The organism is Methylophilus sp. DMC16 (assembly GCF_056314045.1).
This window is the reverse complement of sequence record NZ_JBQUZC010000001.1, coordinates 828782-851117: the sequence shown is the minus strand read 5'-3', so window position 1 is coordinate 851117 and position 22336 is coordinate 828782. Positions and strand designations below refer to the sequence as shown.

General features: G+C 50.9%; 19 protein-coding genes. 7 read left to right on the top strand and 12 right to left on the bottom strand.

The annotated features are described in order from the left end of the window. Nucleotides 1-8: 8 nt before the first annotated feature. From ACT53D_RS04160 to flhD, 10 genes are all read right to left on the bottom strand, one after another. The gene (locus tag ACT53D_RS04160; protein ID WP_476154602.1) at nucleotides 9-2618 is read right to left on the bottom strand and encodes a methyl-accepting chemotaxis protein; all 2610 of its coding nucleotides are present in this window, start codon (nucleotides 2616-2618) and stop codon (nucleotides 9-11) included. A 90-nt stretch (nucleotides 2619-2708) separates the two neighbouring features. Further along, nucleotides 2709-3224: a chemotaxis protein CheW gene (locus ACT53D_RS04155; RefSeq protein ID WP_194747587.1), complete on the bottom strand. Its 516-nt coding sequence runs from the start codon at nucleotides 3222-3224 to the stop codon at nucleotides 2709-2711. A gap of 12 nt (nucleotides 3225-3236) precedes the next feature. Continuing rightward, the gene (cheA, locus tag ACT53D_RS04150; RefSeq protein ID WP_476154600.1) at nucleotides 3237-5645 is read right to left on the bottom strand and encodes a chemotaxis protein CheA; all 2409 of its coding nucleotides are present in this window, start codon (nucleotides 5643-5645) and stop codon (nucleotides 3237-3239) included. A 30-nt stretch (nucleotides 5646-5675) separates the two neighbouring features. Then, the gene (locus tag ACT53D_RS04145; RefSeq protein WP_018985223.1) at nucleotides 5676-6044 is read right to left on the bottom strand and encodes a response regulator; all 369 of its coding nucleotides are present in this window, start codon (nucleotides 6042-6044) and stop codon (nucleotides 5676-5678) included. A gap of 44 nt (nucleotides 6045-6088) precedes the next feature. Next, the gene (locus tag ACT53D_RS04140) at nucleotides 6089-6631 is read right to left on the bottom strand and encodes a chemotaxis protein (RefSeq protein ID WP_194747591.1); all 543 of its coding nucleotides are present in this window, start codon (nucleotides 6629-6631) and stop codon (nucleotides 6089-6091) included. 96 nt (nucleotides 6632-6727) lie between these two features. Beyond that, on the bottom strand, nucleotides 6728-7672 hold the full coding sequence (motB, locus tag ACT53D_RS04135; RefSeq protein WP_275355216.1) for a flagellar motor protein MotB: 945 nt from the start codon (nucleotides 7670-7672) through the stop codon (nucleotides 6728-6730). Between the two features lie 59 nt (nucleotides 7673-7731). Continuing rightward, nucleotides 7732-8589, bottom strand: a complete 858-nt coding sequence (gene motA / locus ACT53D_RS04130) for a flagellar motor stator protein MotA (RefSeq protein ID WP_194747595.1) — start codon at nucleotides 8587-8589, stop codon at nucleotides 7732-7734. 182 nt (nucleotides 8590-8771) lie between these two features. Beyond that, nucleotides 8772-9620 (bottom strand): class I SAM-dependent methyltransferase, encoded by an 849-nt coding sequence (locus ACT53D_RS04125; protein WP_476146562.1) that lies wholly within the window; start codon nucleotides 9618-9620, stop codon nucleotides 8772-8774. A 46-nt stretch (nucleotides 9621-9666) separates the two neighbouring features. Then, on the bottom strand, nucleotides 9667-10233 hold the full coding sequence (flhC, locus tag ACT53D_RS04120) for a flagellar transcriptional regulator FlhC (protein WP_476146560.1): 567 nt from the start codon (nucleotides 10231-10233) through the stop codon (nucleotides 9667-9669). A 49-nt stretch (nucleotides 10234-10282) separates the two neighbouring features. Then, entirely contained in the window at nucleotides 10283-10603 is a 321-nt protein-coding gene (flhD, locus tag ACT53D_RS04115) for a flagellar transcriptional regulator FlhD (RefSeq protein ID WP_194747599.1), read from the bottom strand. Between the two features lie 609 nt (nucleotides 10604-11212). On the opposite strand from flhD, the gene flhB reads away from it, so the two are divergent. From flhB to ACT53D_RS04080, 7 genes are read left to right on the top strand one after another with little or no spacing between them, the layout of a single operon-like run. Further along, nucleotides 11213-12385, top strand: coding sequence for a flagellar biosynthesis protein FlhB (gene flhB / locus ACT53D_RS04110; RefSeq protein ID WP_194748421.1), 1173 nt, complete (start codon nucleotides 11213-11215; stop codon nucleotides 12383-12385). Nucleotides 12386-12406: 21 nt separating this feature from the next. Beyond that, nucleotides 12407-14494 carry a flagellar biosynthesis protein FlhA gene (flhA, locus tag ACT53D_RS04105; RefSeq protein WP_476154597.1) on the top strand — a complete coding sequence of 696 codons (2088 nt, stop codon included), beginning with the start codon at nucleotides 12407-12409 and terminating at the stop codon, nucleotides 14492-14494. A 1-nt stretch (nucleotide 14495) separates the two neighbouring features. Next, nucleotides 14496-15845: a flagellar biosynthesis protein FlhF gene (flhF, locus tag ACT53D_RS04100; RefSeq protein ID WP_476154595.1), complete on the top strand. Its 1350-nt coding sequence runs from the start codon at nucleotides 14496-14498 to the stop codon at nucleotides 15843-15845. Next, a complete protein-coding gene (locus ACT53D_RS04095) occupies nucleotides 15838-16629 on the top strand; it encodes a MinD/ParA family ATP-binding protein (RefSeq protein ID WP_194747603.1) in 792 nt (263 codons plus the stop codon). Before flhF ends, ACT53D_RS04095 begins: the two co-directional genes overlap by 8 nt. Nucleotides 16630-16646: 17 nt before the next feature. After that, nucleotides 16647-17381 (top strand): RNA polymerase sigma factor FliA, encoded by a 735-nt coding sequence (locus ACT53D_RS04090; RefSeq protein ID WP_275355227.1) that lies wholly within the window; start codon nucleotides 16647-16649, stop codon nucleotides 17379-17381. Continuing rightward, nucleotides 17381-18133, top strand: a complete 753-nt coding sequence (locus ACT53D_RS04085; protein ID WP_194747605.1) for a flagellar motor protein — start codon at nucleotides 17381-17383, stop codon at nucleotides 18131-18133. Before ACT53D_RS04090 ends, ACT53D_RS04085 begins: the two co-directional genes overlap by 1 nt. After that, entirely contained in the window at nucleotides 18133-19068 is a 936-nt protein-coding gene (locus tag ACT53D_RS04080; protein ID WP_476155583.1) for a flagellar motor protein MotB, read from the top strand. The genes ACT53D_RS04085 and ACT53D_RS04080 overlap by 1 nt, the downstream gene beginning before the upstream one ends. 59 nt (nucleotides 19069-19127) lie before the next feature. Here the strand turns inward: ACT53D_RS04080 and ACT53D_RS04075 are convergent, their stop codons facing one another. After that, nucleotides 19128-21389 carry a putative bifunctional diguanylate cyclase/phosphodiesterase gene (locus ACT53D_RS04075; protein ID WP_476146547.1) on the bottom strand — a complete coding sequence of 754 codons (2262 nt, stop codon included), beginning with the start codon at nucleotides 21387-21389 and terminating at the stop codon, nucleotides 19128-19130. A 331-nt stretch (nucleotides 21390-21720) separates the two neighbouring features. Continuing rightward, nucleotides 21721-22335: a protein-methionine-sulfoxide reductase heme-binding subunit MsrQ gene (locus ACT53D_RS04070; RefSeq protein WP_194747607.1), complete on the bottom strand. Its 615-nt coding sequence runs from the start codon at nucleotides 22333-22335 to the stop codon at nucleotides 21721-21723. Nucleotide 22336 lies beyond the last annotated feature (1 nt).

Below are 22336 nucleotides of genomic sequence, written 5' to 3'. Positions count from 1 at the left end.
CGCTCACATTAAAACTCTTCCCACTCCTGGTCATCCGTGCCGGTTTTTGCGGCTTTGACTGGCGCATGATTGACCGCAGCTACCGTCGGTTTGGCTTTGCTTACCGCAGGTGCGGCCGCCACTTTGCTTGTCATCGTCGGGCGGCTGACAGCACTGCTCTGGCTCACGCCACGTAATTTAAATCGATTCACGGTATCCATCAGCGTCGCAGCCTGCTCTACCAGCGATTCTGCTGCCGCAGCGGCTTCTTCAACCAAGGCAGCATTCTGCTGTGTGACTTCATCCATGTGATTGACCGCGTCATTCACCTGGTTAATGCCTGAGCTTTGCTCTGCAGACGCCGCGGTGATTTCACTCATGATGTCGGTCACACGTTGTACGGAAGTGACCACCTCATGCATGGTTACACCAGCACTTTCCACCAGTTTGGTGCCTTCAGTGGTTTTGCTGACAGAGTCAGTAATCAGTTCCTTGATCTCTTTGGCAGCACTGGCGGAGCGTTGAGCCAGGTTACGTACCTCACCAGCGACCACGGCAAAGCCTCTACCCTGCTCACCTGCACGGGCAGCCTCAACTGCGGCGTTCAATGCCAAAATGTTGGTCTGGAAGGCAATGCCATCAATGACAGAAATAATGTCCTCAATTTTGCGCGCACTTTCGTTGATCGCGCTCATGGTAGTCACTACATTGCCAACGACATCGCCACCACGAAGCGCCACTTGTGAAGCTGCTTCAGCCATTTGGTTGGCCTGGCGGGCATTTTCGGCGTTCTGTCTAACGGTTGATGCCAGTTCTTCCATGCTGGAAGCTGTCTCTTCAAGGTTAGAAGCTTGCTGTTCAGTGCGGCTGGACAAATCATTATTGCCACTGGAAATTTCATGGGCTGCCGTATTAATCGTTTCGCCCGCTTCACGCACACGCAACAAAATATCGCTAAACGTGTCCAGAAGCTGGTTAATGGCTTCCATCGTTTTAACGGCAGAACCTTTTGCACGATTTGCATCCAGTCTGGTAGACAAATCACCATCCACGGCATTTTCAACCACAGATTTCATTTCGTTTTCAAGACGTTTTTCCTCGGTCAAATTGACCCACTCCACCACGCTCCCAATACGTTCGCCTTGCTCATCAATGAGAGGATTTGCAGTCAGTCTGAAAAACATCTGGCCAATCGGTAACTCAGCAACATGCTTGCCCTTCAGGCTTGCCAGTAAATTGCGTTGATGCGCAGGACTTTTGTGGAACAGATCAAAGTTCTGCCCGATCAGCTTGTCTGGGTCAAAAGAAGGAAAGATGGCTCTGAACGTATCAGCAGCCTCGCGCATTAAGCTCAAGGTTGTTGGATTCATATAGGTAATGACACCATCGTTATCCGCAACCATCAGGTTGTTAGAGGAAGACTCCAACGCTTGCTTGATCATTGAAGCTTCTCTGGACTTTTCTTTTTGCTGTTTGTCTGCCAGCACTGCCTTGGTGATGTCAGTAGCATATTTAACTACTTTCATCGGCTTACCATCTAACCCTAAAATAGGGTTATAAGATGCCTGCACCCATATATCCTTACCATTTTTAGTGTAGCGATGATAAACCCCTTCATCGTACTGACCGCTACTTAACTTTTCCCAGAAAACTTTATACTCAGGGCTATTCTTGTAACGCTCACTAACAAAAATGCTATGGTTCTTACCTACCACCTCAGCCAGTGAGTACTCTGTAAGTTTTAGGAAGTTGTCATTGGCATGCAAAATATTGCCTTGGAGGTCAAATTCAATGACTCCCTGTACCTTGTTAATCGCAGCCACCTTACCCTGAAAGTCAATTTCTCGCTGCTTTTCTTCAGTAATACAGTACGAATAGACTTTGACCTTGGCTAATTGGCCGCTCGCATCTGGGATAGGCACATAGCTGGAACTAAACCAGTACTCTTTGCCAGACTTTGCCACACGGCAGATTTCCAGTTTTGCATTCTGCCCCTTGTTCAATTTTTCCCACATTTGCTTGTACTGATCGCTTTGCGCGGTAGAAGCCTTGAGCAACATGGACACATGCTTGCCGATCACCTCTTCACGGCGAAACTCAAGCGGGGTCAGAAAAACATCATTACATTCGAGAATATGCCCTTGCAAGTCACACTCCATGACACCAAAACACTGGTTGAGTGCGTGCTCTTCCTCTTGCAGGATGATGTTGCGCAGCTTGTCTGCTGTAATGTCTGTCAGGTAAGCAACCACTTTGCGCAGCTGGTTGCCTTGCATCACTGGGGCGTAATAGCCTTGAAACCAGACATCCTTGCCCTCTTTGTTGATCAGTTTAAAGCTACCCACTTGCGACTTGCCACTGCCTAAGGCACTCCAGAATTGTTCATATTCTGGTTTTTCTGTATCAACACCAGCCAACAGGACGCGATGATGCTTGCCGACCAGCTCATTGGCTGCGTATTTTAAAGAGTGGCACAGATTCTCGTTCACATGGCTGATTTCACCCTTGTCAGTGAGTTCAACAACAGCACGCGCCTTGTTGATTTCCGACTTCAGGGCACTAAATTCAGCCACCTGATTCAACACATTCTGATAGCCCCTTGTGTTTGCTGCCAATTTGTTGATGATTGTAGAAAACATGGTTGTTACCCCTTGCAAAAGATCTCTATGAAACGAGTTGCAATTTTTATAATAATTATTGTGTCAATGCTTTAATTGCATTCTCTCTATTTAATGTACGGCAGCATCCATCAGTTGCATTTCGTCACTGGTCATGAGTTTCTCAATATCCACCAGGATCAGCATTTCCTGCTCAATAGTAGCCAGGCCCACAATGTATTTGGTGTCGATACGGGTGACCAGCGTGGGGACCTCGCGCAAATGTTCATCGCGCAATTCGCGGACATCAGACACACCATCCACCACGATGCCAACGATGCGGCCATTCAGATTCAGAATGATGACGACAGTAAACTCGTCATACTCCACTTTGCCCAGATTGAACTTGATACGTAAATCGACAATCGGCACAATTTTGCCGCGCAGATTGATCACGCCCTTGATAAACGATGGCAGATTGGCAATTTGCGTCACGGCATCGTAGCCACGAATTTCTTGCACCTTGAGGATTTCAATCCCATATTGCTCGCTGCCAAGCACAAAGGTCAGGTACTCGCCGGCCGCCGTTTTCAGGCTGCCGCCAGTGTTATTGGCCGATGTATTTGCTAATTCTGTTGTTGTACTCATTGCATATACTCCTTATGCATTGATATGTGTTTGTGAAGTCGAATAGTTCTGGTTGGAAAATGCCAATCCACCAGTCACATAATTGGTTGTCTGACCCATCTGAATAATGGCTGGCACATCCAGAATCAATGCCACCGAGCCATCGCCCATAATGGTGGCGCCAGAAACACCGGGAATCCGCTTGAAGTTGGTTTCCAGGCTCTTGATCACCACTTGCTGCTGACCAACCAGACGGTCTACAAACAGGGCAGATTTCTTGCCATCGGCTTCCAGAATCAGCAAGACACCATCAGTCGGATTGGTGATCTGGGTAGGATGGTTAAACAAGGCATGCAAGGCGATAATCGGCAGATACTCTCCACGGACATGCACCATCAGTCCCTCGCCTGTGACCGTTTTCAGGTCTTCTGCACGCGGTTGCAAGGTTTCAACAATCAGGTTCAGTGGCACCACATACACACTCTTGTCCAGCGACACCGACATGCCATCGAGGATGGCCAGCGTCAGTGGCAAGGAAATCGAGATGGTCGTGCCATAGCCCAGCGCTGAGCGGATTTCAATATTGCCGCCCATGGCGGTGATATTCCGTTTCACCACATCCATGCCAACCCCGCGGCCAGACACATCGGTCACCACCTCAGCGGTAGAAAAGCCCGGGGCAAAAATCAAACTATAAACGTCGGCGTCAGACATGCTTTCACTGACTGGCAAGCCGTTAGACATGGCTTTAGCCAGAATCTTGTCGCGGTTGAGGCCGCCACCATCATCGGTGACTTCAATCACGATGCTGCCGCCTTTGTGTGCCGCAGACAGGGTCAACGTGCCATTCTCGGCTTTGCCTAGCTGTTTACGCACTTCCGGTTTTTCAATACCATGGTCTACACTGTTACGCACCAAATGGGTCAGTGGATCCACAATCCGCTCAATCAGGCTCTTGTCGAGCTCTGTCGTGGCACCGCTAGTGACAAAGTCCACTTTTTTGCCCAACTTGCCTGCTAGGTCACGCACCATACGAGGGAAGCGTGAGAATACAAAGTCCATCGGCATCATGCGGATAGACATCACGGACTCTTGCAGGTCACGCGTGTTACGGGTCAGTTGGCTGACACTATTAATCAGTGCTTCGTTATCTACAGGATCCAGTGCATTGACACGCTGTTCAATCATGGCCTGGGTAATCACCAGCTCGCCAACCAGGTTAATTAACTGGTCAACTTTTTCAATCCCGACACGGATGGAGCTGCTTTCTGCATTTTGCGCTGCCGCCGGTTTATCGGACTCACGGCGTTGTTGCGACCTGCGGTCCTCTTTCACTTCTTTAGGCGCCGCTTCAGCCACTTGTGCAGGCGCCGATGTTGCCGCAGCTTGCGCTGCGACGGCAGTATCGTCACCGATCAATTGTGCTTTGGGGGCATCTGGATGTGGCTTGAATGGGGCAAAGAAGCCGTAACCATCCTCCTGACGCTCCTCATTATTAGTGCCAAACAGGCCATAGCCCATTTCTTCAGCCACCTGAACTTTGCCATTACCAGTCACTTCTGCAGCGACCGGCTGAACCGGGGCGGCCTCCGCTGTTGCTTCAGGCTTGATAATCGGATCATCATCGAAGAAGCCATAGCCCAGATCTTCCTCAACGGGTGCGGCAACCGCGACGGCAGGCGCAGGCTCTGGTGCGGCGGCGGCTTCTGGCGCTTTGGCGGTCTCGCTCGCTACCTGAATCACCAGTGCGTCAGGGTCTACAATAAAGGAGCAAATCGAAACAATGTCGTCTGCGCTCGAATCGGTTTTAACCAACAGTGCATGTGAGCCTGGCGCACGCTGATACACGGCCACCTCACCTAACAAGGCTAACTCGTCTTTCAAGTTTGCCAAGTCGCGCTCGGTAACTACCGGCAAGCCGACGTCATATAAGGTGATGCCTTTGGCTTTTTCATCTTCACTGACAGACAAGGCTGGCTTTTCAGCACCGACGACCAACACTTCCGGCTCCGGTGTCGCAGCAGCAATGACAGGGTCTTCGGGAATGGCGCTTTTGCCTTCAGACAAGGACTTCAGCATCATGGAGACATCGCCGACTTGCTCAGCATCTACTGCTGAACCATGTCTATGCCCGTCCAGTTGCATCTTGATTACGTCTTTGGCGGCCAAAAAGGCGTCCACATGCTCTGTGGTCAATGCCATTTCCTGCTTGCGAATCTTATCAAGCAGGTTTTCCAGAACATGGGTAATCTCTGCCATGTCCATAAAGCCAAACGTTGCCGCGCCCCCTTTGATTGAGTGCGCAGCACGGAAAATCGCGTTTAACTGCTCGATATCAGGTGACTCTACGTCAATATCAAGCAACAGGCGCTCTGCTTCGGCCAATAACTCTTCAGCCTCGTCAAAGAACACCTCATAAAACTGGCTCATATCCACTGTCATTGTTTACTCCAGTCCCTTAACCTTGTGCCCTTAGGCACCAATTACTTTTTGTACAACTTCAATCAGACGTTTTGGATCAAATGGTTTGACCAACCAGCCATTTGCACCAGCCGCTTTGCCTTTTGCCTTCATTTCGTCTGATGACTCAGTGGTCAGCATCAAAATAGGCACCTTCTGGTAAGAAGCCAATGTACGCAGGTTGGTGATCAGCGTCAGCCCATCCATCACGGGCATGTTCTGATCCGTCAAAACCAGGTCAACGGTTTTCTCTTTTGCTTTGTTCAAGCCATCCTGACCATCGACCGCCTGTACCACATCATAGCCAGCCGCTTTCAGGCTAAAAGCCACCATTTGACGCAATGATCCGGAGTCGTCTACTGTTAAAATTGTTTTCGCCATGTTTGATTCGCCTTTTTCACTAATTTTGTAAAACGCCGCTGTGACTAAAATAAATCGATATCACCGGTTGCCAAGTCCTGCTGGTTCACTGACTTGCGTAAATTGCCGGTCAAATGCTGGCTACCCTGATCAAAATTCTGGTTCAATTGCTGAATGAAGCTTCTGATTTCCTCATGCTCGTCATCCGCTGCCATCGGAAACTGATGGCTGGATAACTCATGTAACAGCACTTTTAAGCCGTTCACCCGATTAATCGTCCGTTGCAGCAATTGATTGGTCATGTCCTGAAACTGCATGCCAGTCACCACTTTATTCACTTCCTGACCAATATTGTCCTGAAACACCTGCAACTGCTGCATTTCTTCAGGCTGCAACTTGCCGGCCTCTACCAATAACTGGAGGGCAGACTGTTGCTCCATTAACTGGGCATACACATTCATAAAGCTGGCACTGAGCTTTTCAATCGCCTCATTGAGCAAAAAGCTGGTTTGCTGTAAATCGGTTTCGATTTCGAGCAAATGCCAATCACCATGGTGCGAAACTGCAGCCAGTAACTCTCTTAGTTCTTCTATGGGCAATGTTTTCATAGTGGTCCTATCTTGCCTGATTCCCCTGATTTTCAATCAAGAAATAAGCATCATAAAAATGACTTATTTCTTGCGCTTTTACCGTTCCCTGTTTTTTTACTCCGCAGGTGTAGCGGCGGTTTTCTGTAATGCATCGACTTGCGAATGGTCTTTCTCACTGACAGAAATTTTTTCGTTATCCTTGAGTAAATCCTCTTCGGTTTCCTTGTTCATCACGATCAGACTGATCCGGCGGTTAATCGGATTGAACGGATTTTCCTTGTCCATCATGATGGCCGAGCCCATGCCAACCACACGCAATAACTTGGTCTCATCCATGCCGCCGGCAATCAGCTCTCGCCTTGAAGCATTGGCACGGTCGGCCGAGAGCTCCCAGTTACTGTAGCCCTGATCACCGCTGGCATAAGGCGTGGCATCGGTATGCCCAGACAGGCTGATTTTGTTATCCACCCCATTGAGTGTTTTACCAATCTCTCGCAAAATTTTCTTGGCGTAAGGTTGCAAATCTGCGCGTGCGTTTTCAAACATCGGGCGATTCTGTTCGTCGATAATTTGTACGCGCAGGCCTTCCGCTGTCATGTCCAGTTTTAATTGGGATTTGAATTGCTTGAGCTCAGGATTTTCATCAATCGCCTGTTCAATCTTGGCCTTGATTTCTTCCAGCTTGGCTTTTTCTGCCTTCTTGAGGACTTCTTTTAACTCTTCTTCCTTAATCGTTTTGTTACGACCAGGGTCGCCATCGACCGGCTTCACCTGACCTTGCTTAAGTGTCACATCCTTGCCGCCGGTATTTTTCAAGGCGGAATCACTGGCACCCACGCCCGGGCCCATGAGCACGACTTTGAGCGGGGTTTTAAAGTATTCAGAAATGCCTTCACGTTGTGCTTTAGAGGTGGAGCCGAGCAGCCACATCAGCAAAAAGAACGCCATCATCGCCGTCACAAAGTCGGCGTAAGCGATTTTCCAGGCACCCCCGTGATGACCGCCGCCGCCTTTCTTGATTTTTTTAACGATAATGGGGGCAATATGTTCTTCTGCCATTTTCGTGGTCCTCTAGGGTTGGTCCTGTGCTTTATTTGGATTGATCTTGTTTGCCAGGCTTATTTTTTAGCTTGCTTGACGTAATCTTCAAGCTCAGAGAAACTTGGACGCTCAGTGGAGTACAAGACTTTGCGGCCGAACTCAACAGCAATTGCAGGTGCATACCCATTCAGGCTGGCAAGAAGCGTCACCTTGATGGTTTGAAAGACCTTGGAGCTTTCTTCCAGCTTGGCTTCCAGCACCCCAGCCAGCGGTCCAACAAAGCCATACGCCAGCAAAATACCGAGGAAGGTACCCACCAGGGCGTGGCCAATCAGCACACCCAGTTCGGTGGGCGGCAAATGCAAACTTTCCATGGTGTGTACCACCCCCATCACCGCAGCTACAATACCAAAAGCTGGCAAGGCGTCACCGAGTTTTGCAATACAATGCGCTGCCACATGGCCCTCCTGATGGTGGGTTTCAATTTCGTTATCCATCAGGTTTTCAACCTGGAAGGCATCCATGTTGCCGGACACCATCAAACGCAAGTAATCACAAATAAACTCGACCACATGATGGTCATGCTGAATTTTGGGATATTTGCCAAACAAGGCACTGGATTCAGGATCTTCAACATCCTTCTCGATCGACATCAGCCCTTCTTTACGAATTTTGGTCAGAATCTCGAACAGCAAAGCCAGCAAATCCATATACATGGCTTTGTTGACATGGGAGCCTTTGAAGGCATTTGGTAAGTCTTTAAGTGTGGCTTTCAATGATTTGGCATCATTGCCGACAACAAATGCACCTACAGCCCCACCGAAAATCATCACGACTTCCAATGGCTGCCATAGGCCACCCAAGTGCCCCCCGGCCGCTGCGTACCCGCCAAAAATCGCCCCTAAAATAACGACATACCCGACAATGACTAACATGCCTACACTCCACAATGGTTTTACCAATGTTAAAAGCATAGCAACAGGCCAACGAATTCAATCATCCAAATAAAAGGGCTTTAGCCCCTTATTAAATATGGTTAATTCTGGTTAGATTTCATGCCAGTGATCACAGGCTTAATCACCTGCGATGGCGGATACAAGAGCTGAATAAAGTCCGTCTACAGGCTGTAGACGTACAAGGCAGGGGCGTTTTTTTGCGGATAGATAATTCGTTGCGCCGTCATGTCGGGCACCGGAAACTCGGAGCTCACAAACAGTGTGCCAGCCGGCATCTCTGCCCTCACCTTTTGCCAAACATCGGGCATCACAGCAGGCGACAAATAAGCAAAGATGACATCAAATTTTGCAAAGTCCAGTTCGCGGTAGTCACCGAGCGTAAATCTGGCACTGGTGCCAGAAAACAAGGCTCTGACCGCACTGACCGCCCATGGTAGCGGCGCAATTTCGATACCTGAAACCTCGTCATGCACACGCTGGCTCGCCAAAAACAGGGCGAGATCCCCAATCCCGCTGCCGATATCCAGTACTTTGAGCGGCGCGTCATCGCCATGATGCTCCAACACGTGATGCAGGGCGCGCCAGGTGGCAGGGAAAGAAGGATAAAATGGGACCCGGGTGTTGTGTACAGACCAGTACAGGGTCAAGGTAATGATAAATCCAGCCAGATAAACGGTGGCAGGCAAGTCAATATGCTGCATGCCCAGGACAGCCACTGGGAAAATCACATGAATCCAGCGCCACCAGACAGGCATCTGCGCGGCTTTGGCCAGCAGGCTGACCATACAAATATGCAGGAGCAGCCAAATCCAGACATGCGCTAGCGAAATGCCAAGATGGCTTAATTCAAATGCGAATACACTGTTGATCACGCCTGGCGCGAGGCCCGCAATCAACAGTATACTCAGCGTCTGGATCAGTAATGCCTGGCACCACAACCGTTTTGGTAGCAGGCGCTGTAGCCAGGGTTTGGGCAACAGCGTCTCTACCGAAAGTTTGGCCGATGGCATGCTGATTCCTTTCACTCACATAGTGCCGTGACACTGATCCGGGTGATCAGGCTGTCATGGAAACCAGTTTGTAGCTCAACTCTTTTGCCTTTTTGGTTTTGCCGGCACGTGAAGGCACATGGCACAAGTTGCAGACATAGTTCTGGTTCAAATCATAGCTATTGACGATGTATTGGCCACCGCAGCAATGACAGACTTTAGTTGTCAGCATTTTGCTTTCAATAAAGCGTACCAAGGTCCAGGCGCGTGTCAGCGACAGCACAGGCTCATCTTTAGTCTCGGCATCAGGATGCTGTACTTGTTGCATATACAAGGTATAGGCTTTAATGATGGCTTGGATGCCGTCTACCCCTGCGTAATCAACCATAAAGCGATAAATGTTGTAGAAAATAGAGGAGTGAATGTTTGGCTGCCAAGTCAAGAACCAGTCGGTAGAGAATGGCAACATGCCTTTTGGAGGAGAAACGCCTTTCATCTCTTTGTACAACTTGATCAGACGCTCACGTGACAATGTGGTTTGTGATTCGAGCAACTGCAGGCGGGCGCCCAGTTCGATCATTTGCATGGCCAGTTGAATTTGTTCTGCTTCGTTTACTACACTCTTCTTTTGCATGATATCCTCTTTTCTCTTTCTAATCGCCGTGTGGTGACAACTACGCTGCTTATACTGTGGAATCTGCGGCCTGGGCTGACATCAATACCGCGGTATGCAGATGGGCTTGGGCAGGGTCTTTGGCATAGCTGGTCAGCATTCCCAGGATTTCGCTATCATCAAAGCGGAAGCGGGTCAGCAGCATGTTGGTGTTACAGAGTTTGAGTAACTGCAGATTGGTCAAGTTTTCGAGCAGATCTGCAATTTCCTTGTTAATGCCAAGGCGGAAGATGGCGGTGGCTTTGTCAGCACGGATCAGTTGTTGCGCCAACATCAGGTAGTTCAGATTGGCATCCTTGATTTCAGCGAGTAAATCGTTTTGCATGTTCATGATCTTTTCTCCGTTTTTTTGCGTAAATTTAAGTCCGCCTGAGCGTTAGGCGTACTTTGCGCGCAATCATGAACTGCAACAATCAGGGTTTGTCGGTTTATTTTGTAAGACAGACGAAAACAGCCGTGTAGGAGTTTGTCTTACAAACCCCTACACGGCATTATTCACTAACAATAATATCAATCACTTATCGCTCAAACCTAAAGTTGAGCTACAAGTTCGTTATGTGCAGTCTGTCAGCATTTTTTGATTTCCAATTCAAAAATTAATTCAAGTTTTCTTGTTGTATTCCGTAAACAATGACTTTTATTCGTTTTTAAGCCGCCTTCATGGTGGCCAGATACTTTTTCAGATATTCCGGTTAACGTCCCTACTTGATAAAACTTTAGGGTACGCAATCAAAAAAAATACAAAAATTTGATAAGTCACTGTTTATTAATAAAAAATATTTTTAGCTTTTACACCCCTTAACAACAGGCAGGCAGCAACTGTGAGAAAGCGGTCAATTCGCCCTTTTATTCCCAACTTAGAAATACATTTATCTAGCCAATAATCACTCACAAGACACACGACATGGCGTGGTGTGCAAACCCGGAACGAGTGAAAGACATGGCAGCTGAAGACAGCGATATGGAAAAGACCGAAGACGCGTCCCCCAAGCGATTGGAGAAGGCACGCGAAGACGGCGATGTTCCCAGGTCGCGCGAATTGGCCTCTTGTGCGGTTTTGTTTACCAGCGGCATTGCCATCATGATGATGAGCAAGCCGATGGGTGAGGCCATGAAGGATGTATTGCGTCAGGGCCTGAGTCTGGACAGGGCCATGGCGTTTGAGCCGCAGCTGTTGATTGTGCATATGATCAAAGTGGTGGAACAGGCGATGTGGGCCTTTTTGCCACTGGCAGTCATTGTGGTTGCCGTAGCGATTGCTTCACCGATCTTGGTCGGTGGCTGGGTGATGTCGCAGAAATCGCTGGTGCCCAACTTTGGCAAACTCAACCCGATGAAAGGCTTGTCCAATCTGTTCTCCAAGAACTCGCTGGTGGAGTTGGTGAAGTCGATTGCAAAAACCATCCTGGTTGGTTCTGTCGGCTACACGCTGGTGAAAAAGGATTTGCAACCGATGTTGGGCTTGTCCAACATGCCGCTGGAATCCGGAATTAGCACTGTCAGCGAACTTATGGTGACCGGCTTTTTAACATTGGCTTCTGCGCTGGTCCTGATCGCCGTGATTGATGTGCCCTACCAGCTCTATCAATACGCGCAAAAACACAAAATGACCAAACAGGAACTCAAGGACGAATCCAAGGAGTCCGAAGGCAGCCCTGAAATTAAAGGCCGTATCCGTCAGCAGCAGCGTGAAATGGCGCGCAGAAGAATGATGAGTAATGTGCCCAAGGCAGACGTGGTGATTACTAACCCGACCCACTATGCCGTGGCGATCAGCTATAAAGAAGGTGAAAATGCAGCGCCTGTCGTCGTTGCCAAGGGCGTCGATGTACTTGCGCAAAAAATCAAGGAAATTGCTGCAGAACATAATGTGATGACGCTGGAATCCCCCAAACTGGCACGGGCCTTGTATGCCCATGCCGAGCTGGAGCGCGAGATTCCTCAAACCTTGTATGCCGCGGTAGCGCAAATTTTGGCTTATGTGTTTCAACTGCGCGTGTTCAAGCAGCATGGCGGCGTCCGTCCGGTCATCCCTACTGATGTACCGGTCCCGGACGCACTGGATCCACATGCACTGGTCGCAGCGCCTGCCACGGCAACAGATATTGAATAAGCAAGACTGAGGAGTATTTAGATGAATAACTGGCAACAAATAATGGGGAAATTGGACGGCCGCAGCATCGCCGCCCCGCTCATTATTGTTTTGCTGCTGGCCATGATGATCTTGCCGTTACCGGCCATCATGCTCGATGTGTTTTTCACTTTTAATATTGCCTTGTCCATCCTGGTCTTGATGATCGGTCTGCAAACCACCAAGCCGCTGGACTTTATCGCCTTCCCGACCGTACTGCTGATGACCACCATGTTGCGCTTGTCGCTCAACGTGGCTTCGACCCGTATCGTGCTGACCGAGGGCCATGCCGGCCCTGATGCCGCCGGTAAAGTGATCGAGGCCTTTGGTCACTTTCTCATTGGCGGGAACTATGCGGTCGGTATCGTGGTGTTCGTCATCCTCACCATTATCAACTTTACCGTGATCACCAAAGGTGCGGGCCGGATTGCAGAAGTGGGTGCACGGTTTACCCTGGATGCGATGCCAGGCAAGCAGATGGCGATTGACGCGGACCTGAACGCGGGCCTGATTGGCGAAGATGAAGCCCGCCGCCGCCGCAAAGAAGTCGGCCAGGAATCCGAATTCTATGGCGCGATGGACGGTGCCAGTAAGTATGTGCGCGGGGATGCGATCGCCGGGATCCTGATCATTATTATCAATATTGTCGGCGGGTTGATTGTCGGCATGGTGCAACATGACCTGAGCTTTGGCGATGCAGTGAAAAACTACACCTTGCTCGCCATTGGTGATGGCCTGGTGGCACAAATCCCTTCGCTGGTGATTTCCATTGCGGCCGGTGTGGTGGTTTCACGTGTGGCCAACAATGAAGACATCGGCGGCCAGCTGATTACCCAACTGTTTGAAAATCCACGTGTGCTGACCATCACCGCCGGCATTATTGGCGGTATCGGCCTGATTCCAGGCATGCCTCACCTGGCCTTTATCGGGTTGGGGGGCTTGTTGGGTGGGATGGCCTATTCAGTCAAACAAAAACAGGAAAAAGCCAAACAGCAAACGGTGATTGAACCACAACCAGATGATAAATTGGCCCCGGCCAGCGAGGCGGAAGAAGCTACCTGGAACGATGTGCTGCCAGTAGATACCATCGGCCTCGAAGTTGGCTACCGTTTGATCCCGCTGGTGGATAAAGGTCAAGGCGGTGAATTGCTCAAGCGTATCAAGGGCATTCGCAAGAAATTTGCTCAGGAGATTGGTTTCCTGGCACCGACGGTCCATATCCGCGACAACCTGACGCTTAAACCGAACGCCTACCGCATCACCATGAAAGGCGTGGAAATGGCGACCGGGGAATCTAACTATCATCAAATGCTGGCGATTGATCCAGGTGCGGTGACCGGTGATCTTGAAGGCACCCGCACTACAGATCCAGCCTTTGGCTTGCCCGCAGTGTGGATTGATCCCGAGCAGAAAGAATTCGCACAAAGTCTGGGCTATACCGTGGTAGATCCAGGCACCGTGATTGCCACTCATTTAAACCACATCATTTCACTCAATGCCGGTGAGCTGTTGGGCCGCCAGGAAGTCCAACAGTTGCTGGATCACATGAGCAAAGAATCCAGTAAGCTGATTGAGGAAATTGTGCCCAAGATCATCAGCTTGTCCACCTTGCAAAAGGTCTTGCAAAACCTGCTCAATGAGGGCGTGCATATCCGTGACATGCGCACAATTCTGGAAACGCTGGCAGACCATGCCCAGTATTCGCAAGATGCCAATGACTTGACCGCCATGGTCCGTATCAAGCTGGGGCGTGCAATTGTTCAGGACCTGTTCCCCTACAGCAACGAAATCACCGCCATGACCTTAGATGGTCAATTGGAAAAACTGCTGTTGCAAGCATTACAAAACAACCAGTCCAGCCAGGGCGTGATCGAGCCTGGCATTGCCGAAAGACTGTCACAAGAGACCGAAATGGCCGCCAGACAGCAAGAGCAGATGGGCTTGACACCAGTCCTGCTGGTGGCTGGCCCCCTCCGCCAGGCTTTATCCAGATTTTTAAGAAGGACCGTCCCGCACCTCAGAGTGTTATCCCACGATGAGTTGCCAGACAACAAATCGATTCGTGTCACCAGTTTAATCGGAGCGCAGTAATATGAACATCAGAAGATTTTTTGGCAAAAACGCACGTGAAGCCCTGGCCCAGGTCAAGCAGGCCCTGGGGGAAGATGCCATTATTGTTGCGAATCGCAGTGTCAACGGTGGGACCGAGATCATGGCCATGCTGGAGTCGGATGTCGATGCCAGTGCGAGCCAGGCAACTGCTGAGCAAGGCAGCGAGCAAACCCGCAGCCTGCTTGATTTTGTGAATGCCAAAGAGCAACCCCGGCAAGCAACCCCAGTACCGGCACCGCGCGCCGTTCAGCCGCCGGCAGCAACGGTATCTGAAGAGGCCAATGTCAACGAATCGGCCATCATGGACATGCTCAAGCAGCACAGTGAACAACAAGAGCATGCGTATCAGCTGGCAACACAAACGCTGGAAGAAAAAATGCAAGGCATGATGGTGGAAATGCGCCAGATGCGCAGCCACTTTGAAACCCAGATGAGTGCCATGACCTGGCAGCATCATTTACAACATAGCCCGGCCAAATCAAAAGTGCTGGGCACCCTGCTCGCTGCCAACTTCAGTGCGTCGCTTTCGCGCCAGATTGCCGAAAAAATGCCGCAACACATTGATGTGAACAAGGCGCCAATGTGGGCCAAAGAAGTGATCAGCCGCAATTTGCACACGCTGGACGACGAAGATGCTTTGCTGGATCGTGGCGGCATCTATGCCTTGGTCGGCCCGACCGGGGTAGGCAAAACCACCACTACGGCCAAATTGGCGGCCCGCTATGTAATGAAACATGGCACCCAGAACCTGGGCTTGATCACCACTGACAGCTACCGGATTGGCGGCTACGAGCAATTACGCATTTACGGCAAGATTCTGGGCGTGATGGTGCATGCGGTCAAAGATGAAGAAGACTTAAAAATAGCCTTAAACGAACTCAAGAACAAACATATGATCCTGGTGGATACCGTCGGCGTCAGCCAGCGTGACCAGGCGGTGACTGAGCAACTTTCCATGCTGAGCCGTGCCGACAGCCCGATACAGAAACTGTTGTGCCTGAATGCGACCTCAACCGGCGATACCTTGACTGATGTGATGCGTAGCTACAAAAAGCATGATATCGCTGGCTGTATCGTCACCAAACTCGACGAAGCGGCTGCGATTGGCAATGTACTGGACGTGTTGATTCGCGAACGCATGCGCCTGTTTTACACCACCAGCGGTCAGCGTGTGCCAGAGGATATCGAGGTTGCAGACAAGCAAGCCCTGGTCGAGCGCGTGTTGACACCACACCAGGCCAGCCTGCCCTACCAGTATCTGGATGAAGAGTTACCGCTGGTGATCTCCAGCATGATGCAAACCGCCAGCCAGGAGCAGCCACATGTTTAATTACCGTGACCAGGCGGACGGCTTGCGCCGTATCATGGCCAAAACCTCTGCCCGCATTATCAGTGTGATTGGGGCCAATGGCCAGCCAGCCAGCCAGTGGATGCGTCAACTGGCGACCAGCATGCTGACGCCAGAACAGCGTTTGTTGCTGGTGCACGCGCACCGCCAACCCGCGATGACACATTCCCTGCAAGGCATCGCCGTGCAACGTCAGGCCATCCAGCGGGGCATTTTCAAACACCCGCAAGGCTATGACCTGACCTGTTTGGGCGAAAATGACCTGTTAACCTCGCCTTTATCTCACGATTTAAAAACGCAACTCAACGGTATAGTGGAGCAACTTGCGTACGATTACGACACTGTGATGATTGAAGCACAACTGGATAGCCAAGACTACAGCCTGCTGCTGCCGGTAATTGCCGCGCATGAGCTGGTGATCCAAATGGATAGAAGCGAAGCCGCCATTAAGTCGGCATATGCGACCATCAAGCACATCAGCCAGCAGCATGGGCAGATTCCGTTGGGTGTCGTCGTGACAGACGCTAACCATGATCAAGGCAATCAGTACTTTATGCGCCTGAACCAGGTGTGCAAACAATTTTTGGGCATCACGCTGGAGTTCATTGGGGCCATGCCTGCTGAAACCGCCAAGGCAGTCACTGCCAACCCTGGGCGCGCGACTGCAGAAGTGAGCAAACAGCTTTCCAGCACACTGGCGTTTAAAACCGTCGCCCATCGTCTAGAACAACAACGGATTTCCATGCCATCCATGGCTGTTGCCTAAAGTCAAAAAGGAAAAACATGTATACCGCTAAAGGCACGACTCAAAATACCGATCAGATGCTCAAAATGCATAGCGGCCTGGTCAAGAAAATGGCGTATCAAATGAAGGCCAAGCTGCCCTCCTGCGTCGAGCTGGATGACCTGGTGCAAGCGGGCATGATCGGGCTGATGGACGCGATACAGCGTTACGAAGATACGCATGGGGCACAATTTGAAACTTACGCCTCTCAGCGCGTACGCGGCGCCATGCTGGATGAATTGCGCGGTGCCGACTGGCTGCCGCGCGGTATCCGCAAAAACATGCGCGATATCGAGTTGGCTGTGCAGCAACTGGAACAAAAACTGGGTCGCCCGCCAACTGAATCCGAAATCGCCAAGCACATGAATTTTAGCCTGGAAGATTACTACGAGGTCTTGAGCGACTGCCAGGGTCACCAGCTGATTTATTACGAAGATTTTCAGGACGATGACGGTGGCGAGCACTTTCTGGATCGTTATGTGGACGATGATAGCAGCGACCCGGTGAAAGCCCTGCTCGAAAGCGACTTCCGTGAAGCCTTGATTGCCTCTATCGACAACTTGCCAGAGCGCGAAAAGATATTGATGGGCTTGTATTACGAGCAGGAGCTTAACCTCAAGGAGATTGGCGCCATCATGAATGTGTCCGAATCACGCGTTTGCCAGCTGCATAGCCAGGCGGTCGCCCGCTTGCGTGCCGCCATGCGTGAAAAAGCCTGGACCGGAGTTGCCTGATGGATTGGGGTAGCCTGGCCGGACTGCTGATTGCACTCGGCGGCCTGGTCCTGGGCCAAGTCATAGAAGGGGGCCACCTCAACTCCCTGATGCAACCTGCTGCCTTTGCCGTGGTTATTCTCGGCACGACTGGCGCCGTCTTGCTGCAAACCGAACTCAAAGTGTTTATCAAAGGCCTGCGCATGTTGAAGCTGGCCTTTGTCCACCCACAAGATGACCGCAAAAAACTCGCCGTCAAAATCAATCAATGGAGCCAGCAGGCGCGCAAAGAAAGCGTATTGTCGCTGGAAAGTTACATCAAGCGTGAGCAGGATCCTTTCGTACGCAAGGGCTTGCAATTGCTGGTGGACGGCACCCCGCCTGATCGCATCCGCGAAGTCTGTGCCATTGATATGTATTACTACGAAATGCAACAGCGCGACGCTGTCAAAATCTGGTCAGCGGCAGGCGGCTATGCGCCCACCGTAGGCATTCTGGGCGCGGTGCTCGGCCTGATTCATGTCATGGAGAATCTGTCTGATCCAAGCAAGATCGGTAGCGGCATCGCAGTGGCCTTTGTTGCCACCATTTATGGTGTGGCGCTCGCCAACCTGGTGTTTTTACCCATCTCCAACAAACTCAAAGGCCATGTCCAGCATGAAATGTCCAGGCGTGAAATGCTGCTCAATGCCTGGGTCTCCATCGCACGGGGCGACAATCCAAAATTGGTCAGTGAGCGGCTGGAATCTTATCTGCATTTGAGACAATCGTGATGTACAGACGCCACAAGCTCGAAGATGAAGAGGAAAGCCACGAACGGTGGCTCATTTCTTATGCAGACTTCATTACCCTGCTGTTTGCTTTTTTCGTCGTCATGTATGCCACCTCCAACATTAACCTGAATAAATACCGCGCCCTCTCCAGCTCGGTCGTCAATGCGTTTCAGGGGCAACCGGGGGCTGTCGGCCAGCAGCAGAATATGCCACAGGGCTTACAAACGCCTGGATTGCCAGTTCCTGGCGCGCAGAATCAAAACGGGCAAGTCCCAAGTGCGGTGATGAAGCCTTTGCCGCTCAGCTATCTATATCAGGAAAAAAAACAGCGTGATCAGGAGAAAATACGCGCCATGGCTCAACAACTGGCCAACACGCTGGCGCAATGGATAGAGCAAAAACAGATCATGGTTTACCAGTCAGACTTGGGGGTGGAAATGGATATTTCTACCCATCTGCTGTTCCAGAACAATCAGGCGGCATATACACCACAGGCCAACCAGGTACTGCACATCATCAGCGCACAACTAAAAAATGAATACCGCACCCTCCAGGTTGAAGGGCATAGTGACAAGCACACCTTCAGTGGCATGGTTGACGCAGAAAGCAAGCGTTGGACATTGACGGCGACGCAGGCAGCACGCGTCGCGGCAACACTGGCCGCCGATGGCATCGCAGCCAAACGGCTTTCAGCCCTTGGCCTGGCAGAAACAAGGCCGGTCTCCAGCAGTGACAACAATCTGGCGCAATCGCTCAACAGCCGTATCACCCTGCGCATCCTCACCGCAGAGGCAGGTGAGCAACTCACCACCAATCTGGCGAACCGCCAGGAAGTCTCGCCAGCCGAGCCAGAAGCAACCGCAGAGATTCCACCGATGGCAACGCCAGCTACCTTGCCATCAGCAATGACAAACAAGCGCAACAGTCAGCCTTGACCTTGGCTGTGCGGCCGTAAAAGTTATTTTTTAAACCATCGCCTTTTAGGGCATCATTTCTAAACCAACGCTTGTTGCAACCAATCATTAAATGCGTCTATTGGCATGGGTTTACCAAACAGGTAACCCTGGTAGCGGCGGCAACCATTGTTTAGCAACAGTTCCAGTTGTTCTGGGGTTTCAACCCCTTCGGCAATCACGCCGAGGTACATGCTCTGCGCCATGGCAATAATGGTACGCACAATGGTGCGGTCATGACTATCGGTCACAATATCATTTACAAATGAGCGGTCTATCTTGAGTTGATACAGTGGCAATTTTTTAAGATATTGCAACGAAGAATAGCCGGTGCCAAAGTCGTCTAGGGAGAACTGGATGCCTGACTGGCTGAGCTCTGTCATGATGCGTACCGCATCGTCCACATTTTCCAAAAGCAGGCTTTCGGTTAACTCCAGACGCAAGGCATTGGGGTTGATTTGATGCCGCTGTAAACAGGCTTTGACCATGGCGGTGAAATTGGCCTGTCGGAACTGACGCGCGCTGATATTCACCGACAAACTGAGTTCACGTGTTTTTTGTGCCCGTTGCCAAACGGCAATTTGTGCACATGCCTGGTCGAGTACCCACATGCCGATTTCAACAATCAGGCCACTGCTCTCGGCCACCGCGATAAATTGCAGCGGTGAAGTGAGGCCTTGCGTGGGGTGTTGCCAACGCAGCAAGACCTCTGCGCCAAACGGCCGGCCGGTGTGGTCCACTTGCACCTGATAATAAACCCGCAACTGTTGCTGGACGATGGCTTCGCGCAGCTCGGCTTCCAGGCGCGCTTGCGTCGCAATCTCGGTCTGCATGCCAGGCTCATACAGACAGGCATGGTTGCGGCCAGACTGCTTCGCTTTGTGCAAAGCGATGTCCGCGGCTTTCACATAGTCCGTTTCATCCATGTCTGTCCCGCTAAAACTGCACAAACCCATGCTGGCGGTCACCGGCAGCTTGAGTCCTGCCACGTTAAACGGCCGTTGCAGGGTCTTGTGCAATTTGCGCTGCAAAGCCCAGACCTGTTGTACCGCCTTGTCTTTTTGAGTCGACAGTCCTGAAAGCAGAATCAGAAACTCATCGCCGCCCATACAGGCAATAAAATGCGGTTGTGCCGCCTTTTGCAGGCGCTGCGCCACTTGCTGCAACAGCGTATTGCCTGCATTGTGGCCATGGGCTTCATTCACCCATTTGAAATGGTCGAGGTCTATATAAATGAGACCGCCATGTTGCTCTGCGGCGGATTGATGACGCAAGGCATGCAATACTTCATACATTTTTTTGCGGTTAGGCAAGCCGCTCACCGGCTCAAGATAGGCCAGGGTTTGCATCGACTGCTGTGACAAATGGCGATCCACGACGATGCTGACCAGTCTTGCCGCCTGCCCGATCAGGGATTGCTCAGCGGCTGTAGGCAGTTGTACCTGACGCGAATACAAGGCAAACGCCCCGAGCACTTCCCCCGCAGCATTGAGAATAGGCTCTGCCCATCCGCCCTGCACTCCCGAAGCCTGTGCTGCCGTTCGGTGGTACTGCCAGTAAGGATGGATCATGACATTTTCAACCATCACGCGCTGGCGCGTGGCGATCGCGGTGGCTAGAGAGCCGTTACCGGCCTCCAGCTTGAGCTGTTGCAAGGTTTGCAGTAGCGGAGATGGCAAACTGGGCGCGATCACGGTTTGTACACGTTGCCCCAGATCCTGCGTCAGCACGATGGCACAAAAGGTCTCGGGATGCAGCGCTTCGATCTCGCCAACAATCCAGGCCAGGATGTGTTCGGTGTCCTGTTCTTTAAGAATCAGCTCCAGCATAGAAAACTTGAAGCGATCATAGTCTCGCACTCGTTGTTTTTCTTGCTGGTAAAGCAAGGCAGCTTGATGCGTCTGACTCACATCCCGCACCAGCAGCAAACAACGTGGCTCGTTTTGCCCATGCAAAAAATAATGCACTCGACACTCTAGCCACTGCACTCCCAGCTGGTCGCAGGCAATCTGTATGCATTGTTGGGTGGTCTGATCAGTGGCGGGCGTTAACAGGGCTTTTATCAACGCATGACTTTCGGCGGGTAAGGCTTGCCAAAGGCCGTTGCTATTCAAGACTTGATGCGCTGGTGTAGTCGCAGCTGGCCCTTGCGCTAACACAGACAAACAATCACCGGCGGCATTGGTCTCAACCGCCAGGTAATACTGGGCCGGATCAAGCAAATCAGACCACTGTTCAAGAAGCACACACAGTGCAGGATTGGCCAATATTGAAGCACTTGGCTCAGAGATTACTGAAGACATCGCAAACTTTCACAACTGCAGTGCACAATCTCTGTCCCTCCAACGCAGGTAAATACGCTGGTCATGAGATGGCACACCCCCGAAGAATATTTTTAGAATAGCACTACCAATGGATGGCTGCGCATTATATTTACAATAATGTGTCCAAAAAGCAGTGCGATGTCAAGCACAGATACCTTAACACTTGTCTGGCTGCAAGCAAGTTCGCGGGTAGAAACAGTGCGCGACCATCCCCCTCCCCGGCCTCACTTTGGGGTAAATCCGGCGATTGGAGTTCGTCCCACGTAAGATGGCTTTGCATCATAAAAAATCAAAGAAAAATCGCCCAAATCTACTTTCTACTAAAGACAGGCAAACGCAAGAGCATGATCAAGCCAAACACCCCGCTGTAAATGATCGGTTCGGTCAGGTCTTTTTTGACCAGCCACCAGAAATGCAGCAAGGCCAAGACCGCAATCACATACACCAGTTGATGCAATGTTTTCCAGCGCTGTTTAAGGGCATGCATGGCTGCCTGGTTAGAAGTAGCCGCCAACGGCACAGTCAATAATAAAGCCAATGCCCCAACCAGCACATAGGGATGCTTGACGATATCTTTGACCATGTCCGACCAGTCGAACTGATAATCCAGCCAGACATAACTGGTCACATGCAAACTGGCATAGGCAAACATCCATAACCCTAACAGGCGCCGCACGGCGATCAACCAGCCTAGACGGGTGAGAGATTTAAGCGGTGTCACACTCAGTGACAGTAACAAAAATACCAGTGCCCACGTGCCGGTCGAACGCTCAATAAATTCAACCGGATTCGCCCCCAGGTCATTGGTAACCCCCAGATAGACCAGGCGCAGTATCGGCAGTAATGCGCCTAGCCAAACCAGCATCTTCACCGCCTTGATGCGGTCTTTCACTGAAAGAGAAGGCCATGTGAATAAAGGACTCATA

Bases quoted from the DNA above. Each gene is read 5' to 3' on its own strand.
- ACT53D_RS04160 (WP_476154602.1), bottom strand. From the start codon at position 2,618: ATGTTTTCTACAATCATCAACAAATTGGCAGCAAACACAAGGGGCTAT.
- ACT53D_RS04075 (WP_476146547.1), bottom strand. From the start codon at position 21,389: ATGTCTTCAGTAATCTCTGAGCCAAGTGCTTCAATATTGGCCAATCCT.
- ACT53D_RS04090 (WP_275355227.1), top strand. From the start codon at position 16,647: ATGTATACCGCTAAAGGCACGACTCAAAATACCGATCAGATGCTCAAA.
- flhB (WP_194748421.1), top strand. From the start codon at position 11,213: ATGGCAGCTGAAGACAGCGATATGGAAAAGACCGAAGACGCGTCCCCC.
- motA (WP_194747595.1), bottom strand. From the start codon at position 8,589: ATGTTAGTCATTGTCGGGTATGTCGTTATTTTAGGGGCGATTTTTGGC.
- ACT53D_RS04095 (WP_194747603.1), top strand. From the start codon at position 15,838: ATGTTTAATTACCGTGACCAGGCGGACGGCTTGCGCCGTATCATGGCC.
- cheA (WP_476154600.1), bottom strand. From the start codon at position 5,645: ATGACAGTGGATATGAGCCAGTTTTATGAGGTGTTCTTTGACGAGGCT.
- ACT53D_RS04070 (WP_194747607.1), bottom strand. From the start codon at position 22,335: ATGAGTCCTTTATTCACATGGCCTTCTCTTTCAGTGAAAGACCGCATC.
- flhC (WP_476146560.1), bottom strand. From the start codon at position 10,233: ATGCAAAAGAAGAGTGTAGTAAACGAAGCAGAACAAATTCAACTGGCC.
- ACT53D_RS04125 (WP_476146562.1), bottom strand. From the start codon at position 9,620: ATGCCATCGGCCAAACTTTCGGTAGAGACGCTGTTGCCCAAACCCTGG.
- flhD (WP_194747599.1), bottom strand. From the start codon at position 10,603: ATGAACATGCAAAACGATTTACTCGCTGAAATCAAGGATGCCAATCTG.
- ACT53D_RS04155 (WP_194747587.1), bottom strand. From the start codon at position 3,224: ATGAGTACAACAACAGAATTAGCAAATACATCGGCCAATAACACTGGC.
- flhF (WP_476154595.1), top strand. From the start codon at position 14,496: ATGAACATCAGAAGATTTTTTGGCAAAAACGCACGTGAAGCCCTGGCC.
- ACT53D_RS04145 (WP_018985223.1), bottom strand. From the start codon at position 6,044: ATGGCGAAAACAATTTTAACAGTAGACGACTCCGGATCATTGCGTCAA.
- ACT53D_RS04085 (WP_194747605.1), top strand. From the start codon at position 17,381: ATGGATTGGGGTAGCCTGGCCGGACTGCTGATTGCACTCGGCGGCCTG.
- ACT53D_RS04080 (WP_476155583.1), top strand. From the start codon at position 18,133: ATGTACAGACGCCACAAGCTCGAAGATGAAGAGGAAAGCCACGAACGG.
- flhA (WP_476154597.1), top strand. From the start codon at position 12,407: ATGAATAACTGGCAACAAATAATGGGGAAATTGGACGGCCGCAGCATC.
- motB (WP_275355216.1), bottom strand. From the start codon at position 7,672: ATGGCAGAAGAACATATTGCCCCCATTATCGTTAAAAAAATCAAGAAA.
- ACT53D_RS04140 (WP_194747591.1), bottom strand. From the start codon at position 6,631: ATGAAAACATTGCCCATAGAAGAACTAAGAGAGTTACTGGCTGCAGTT.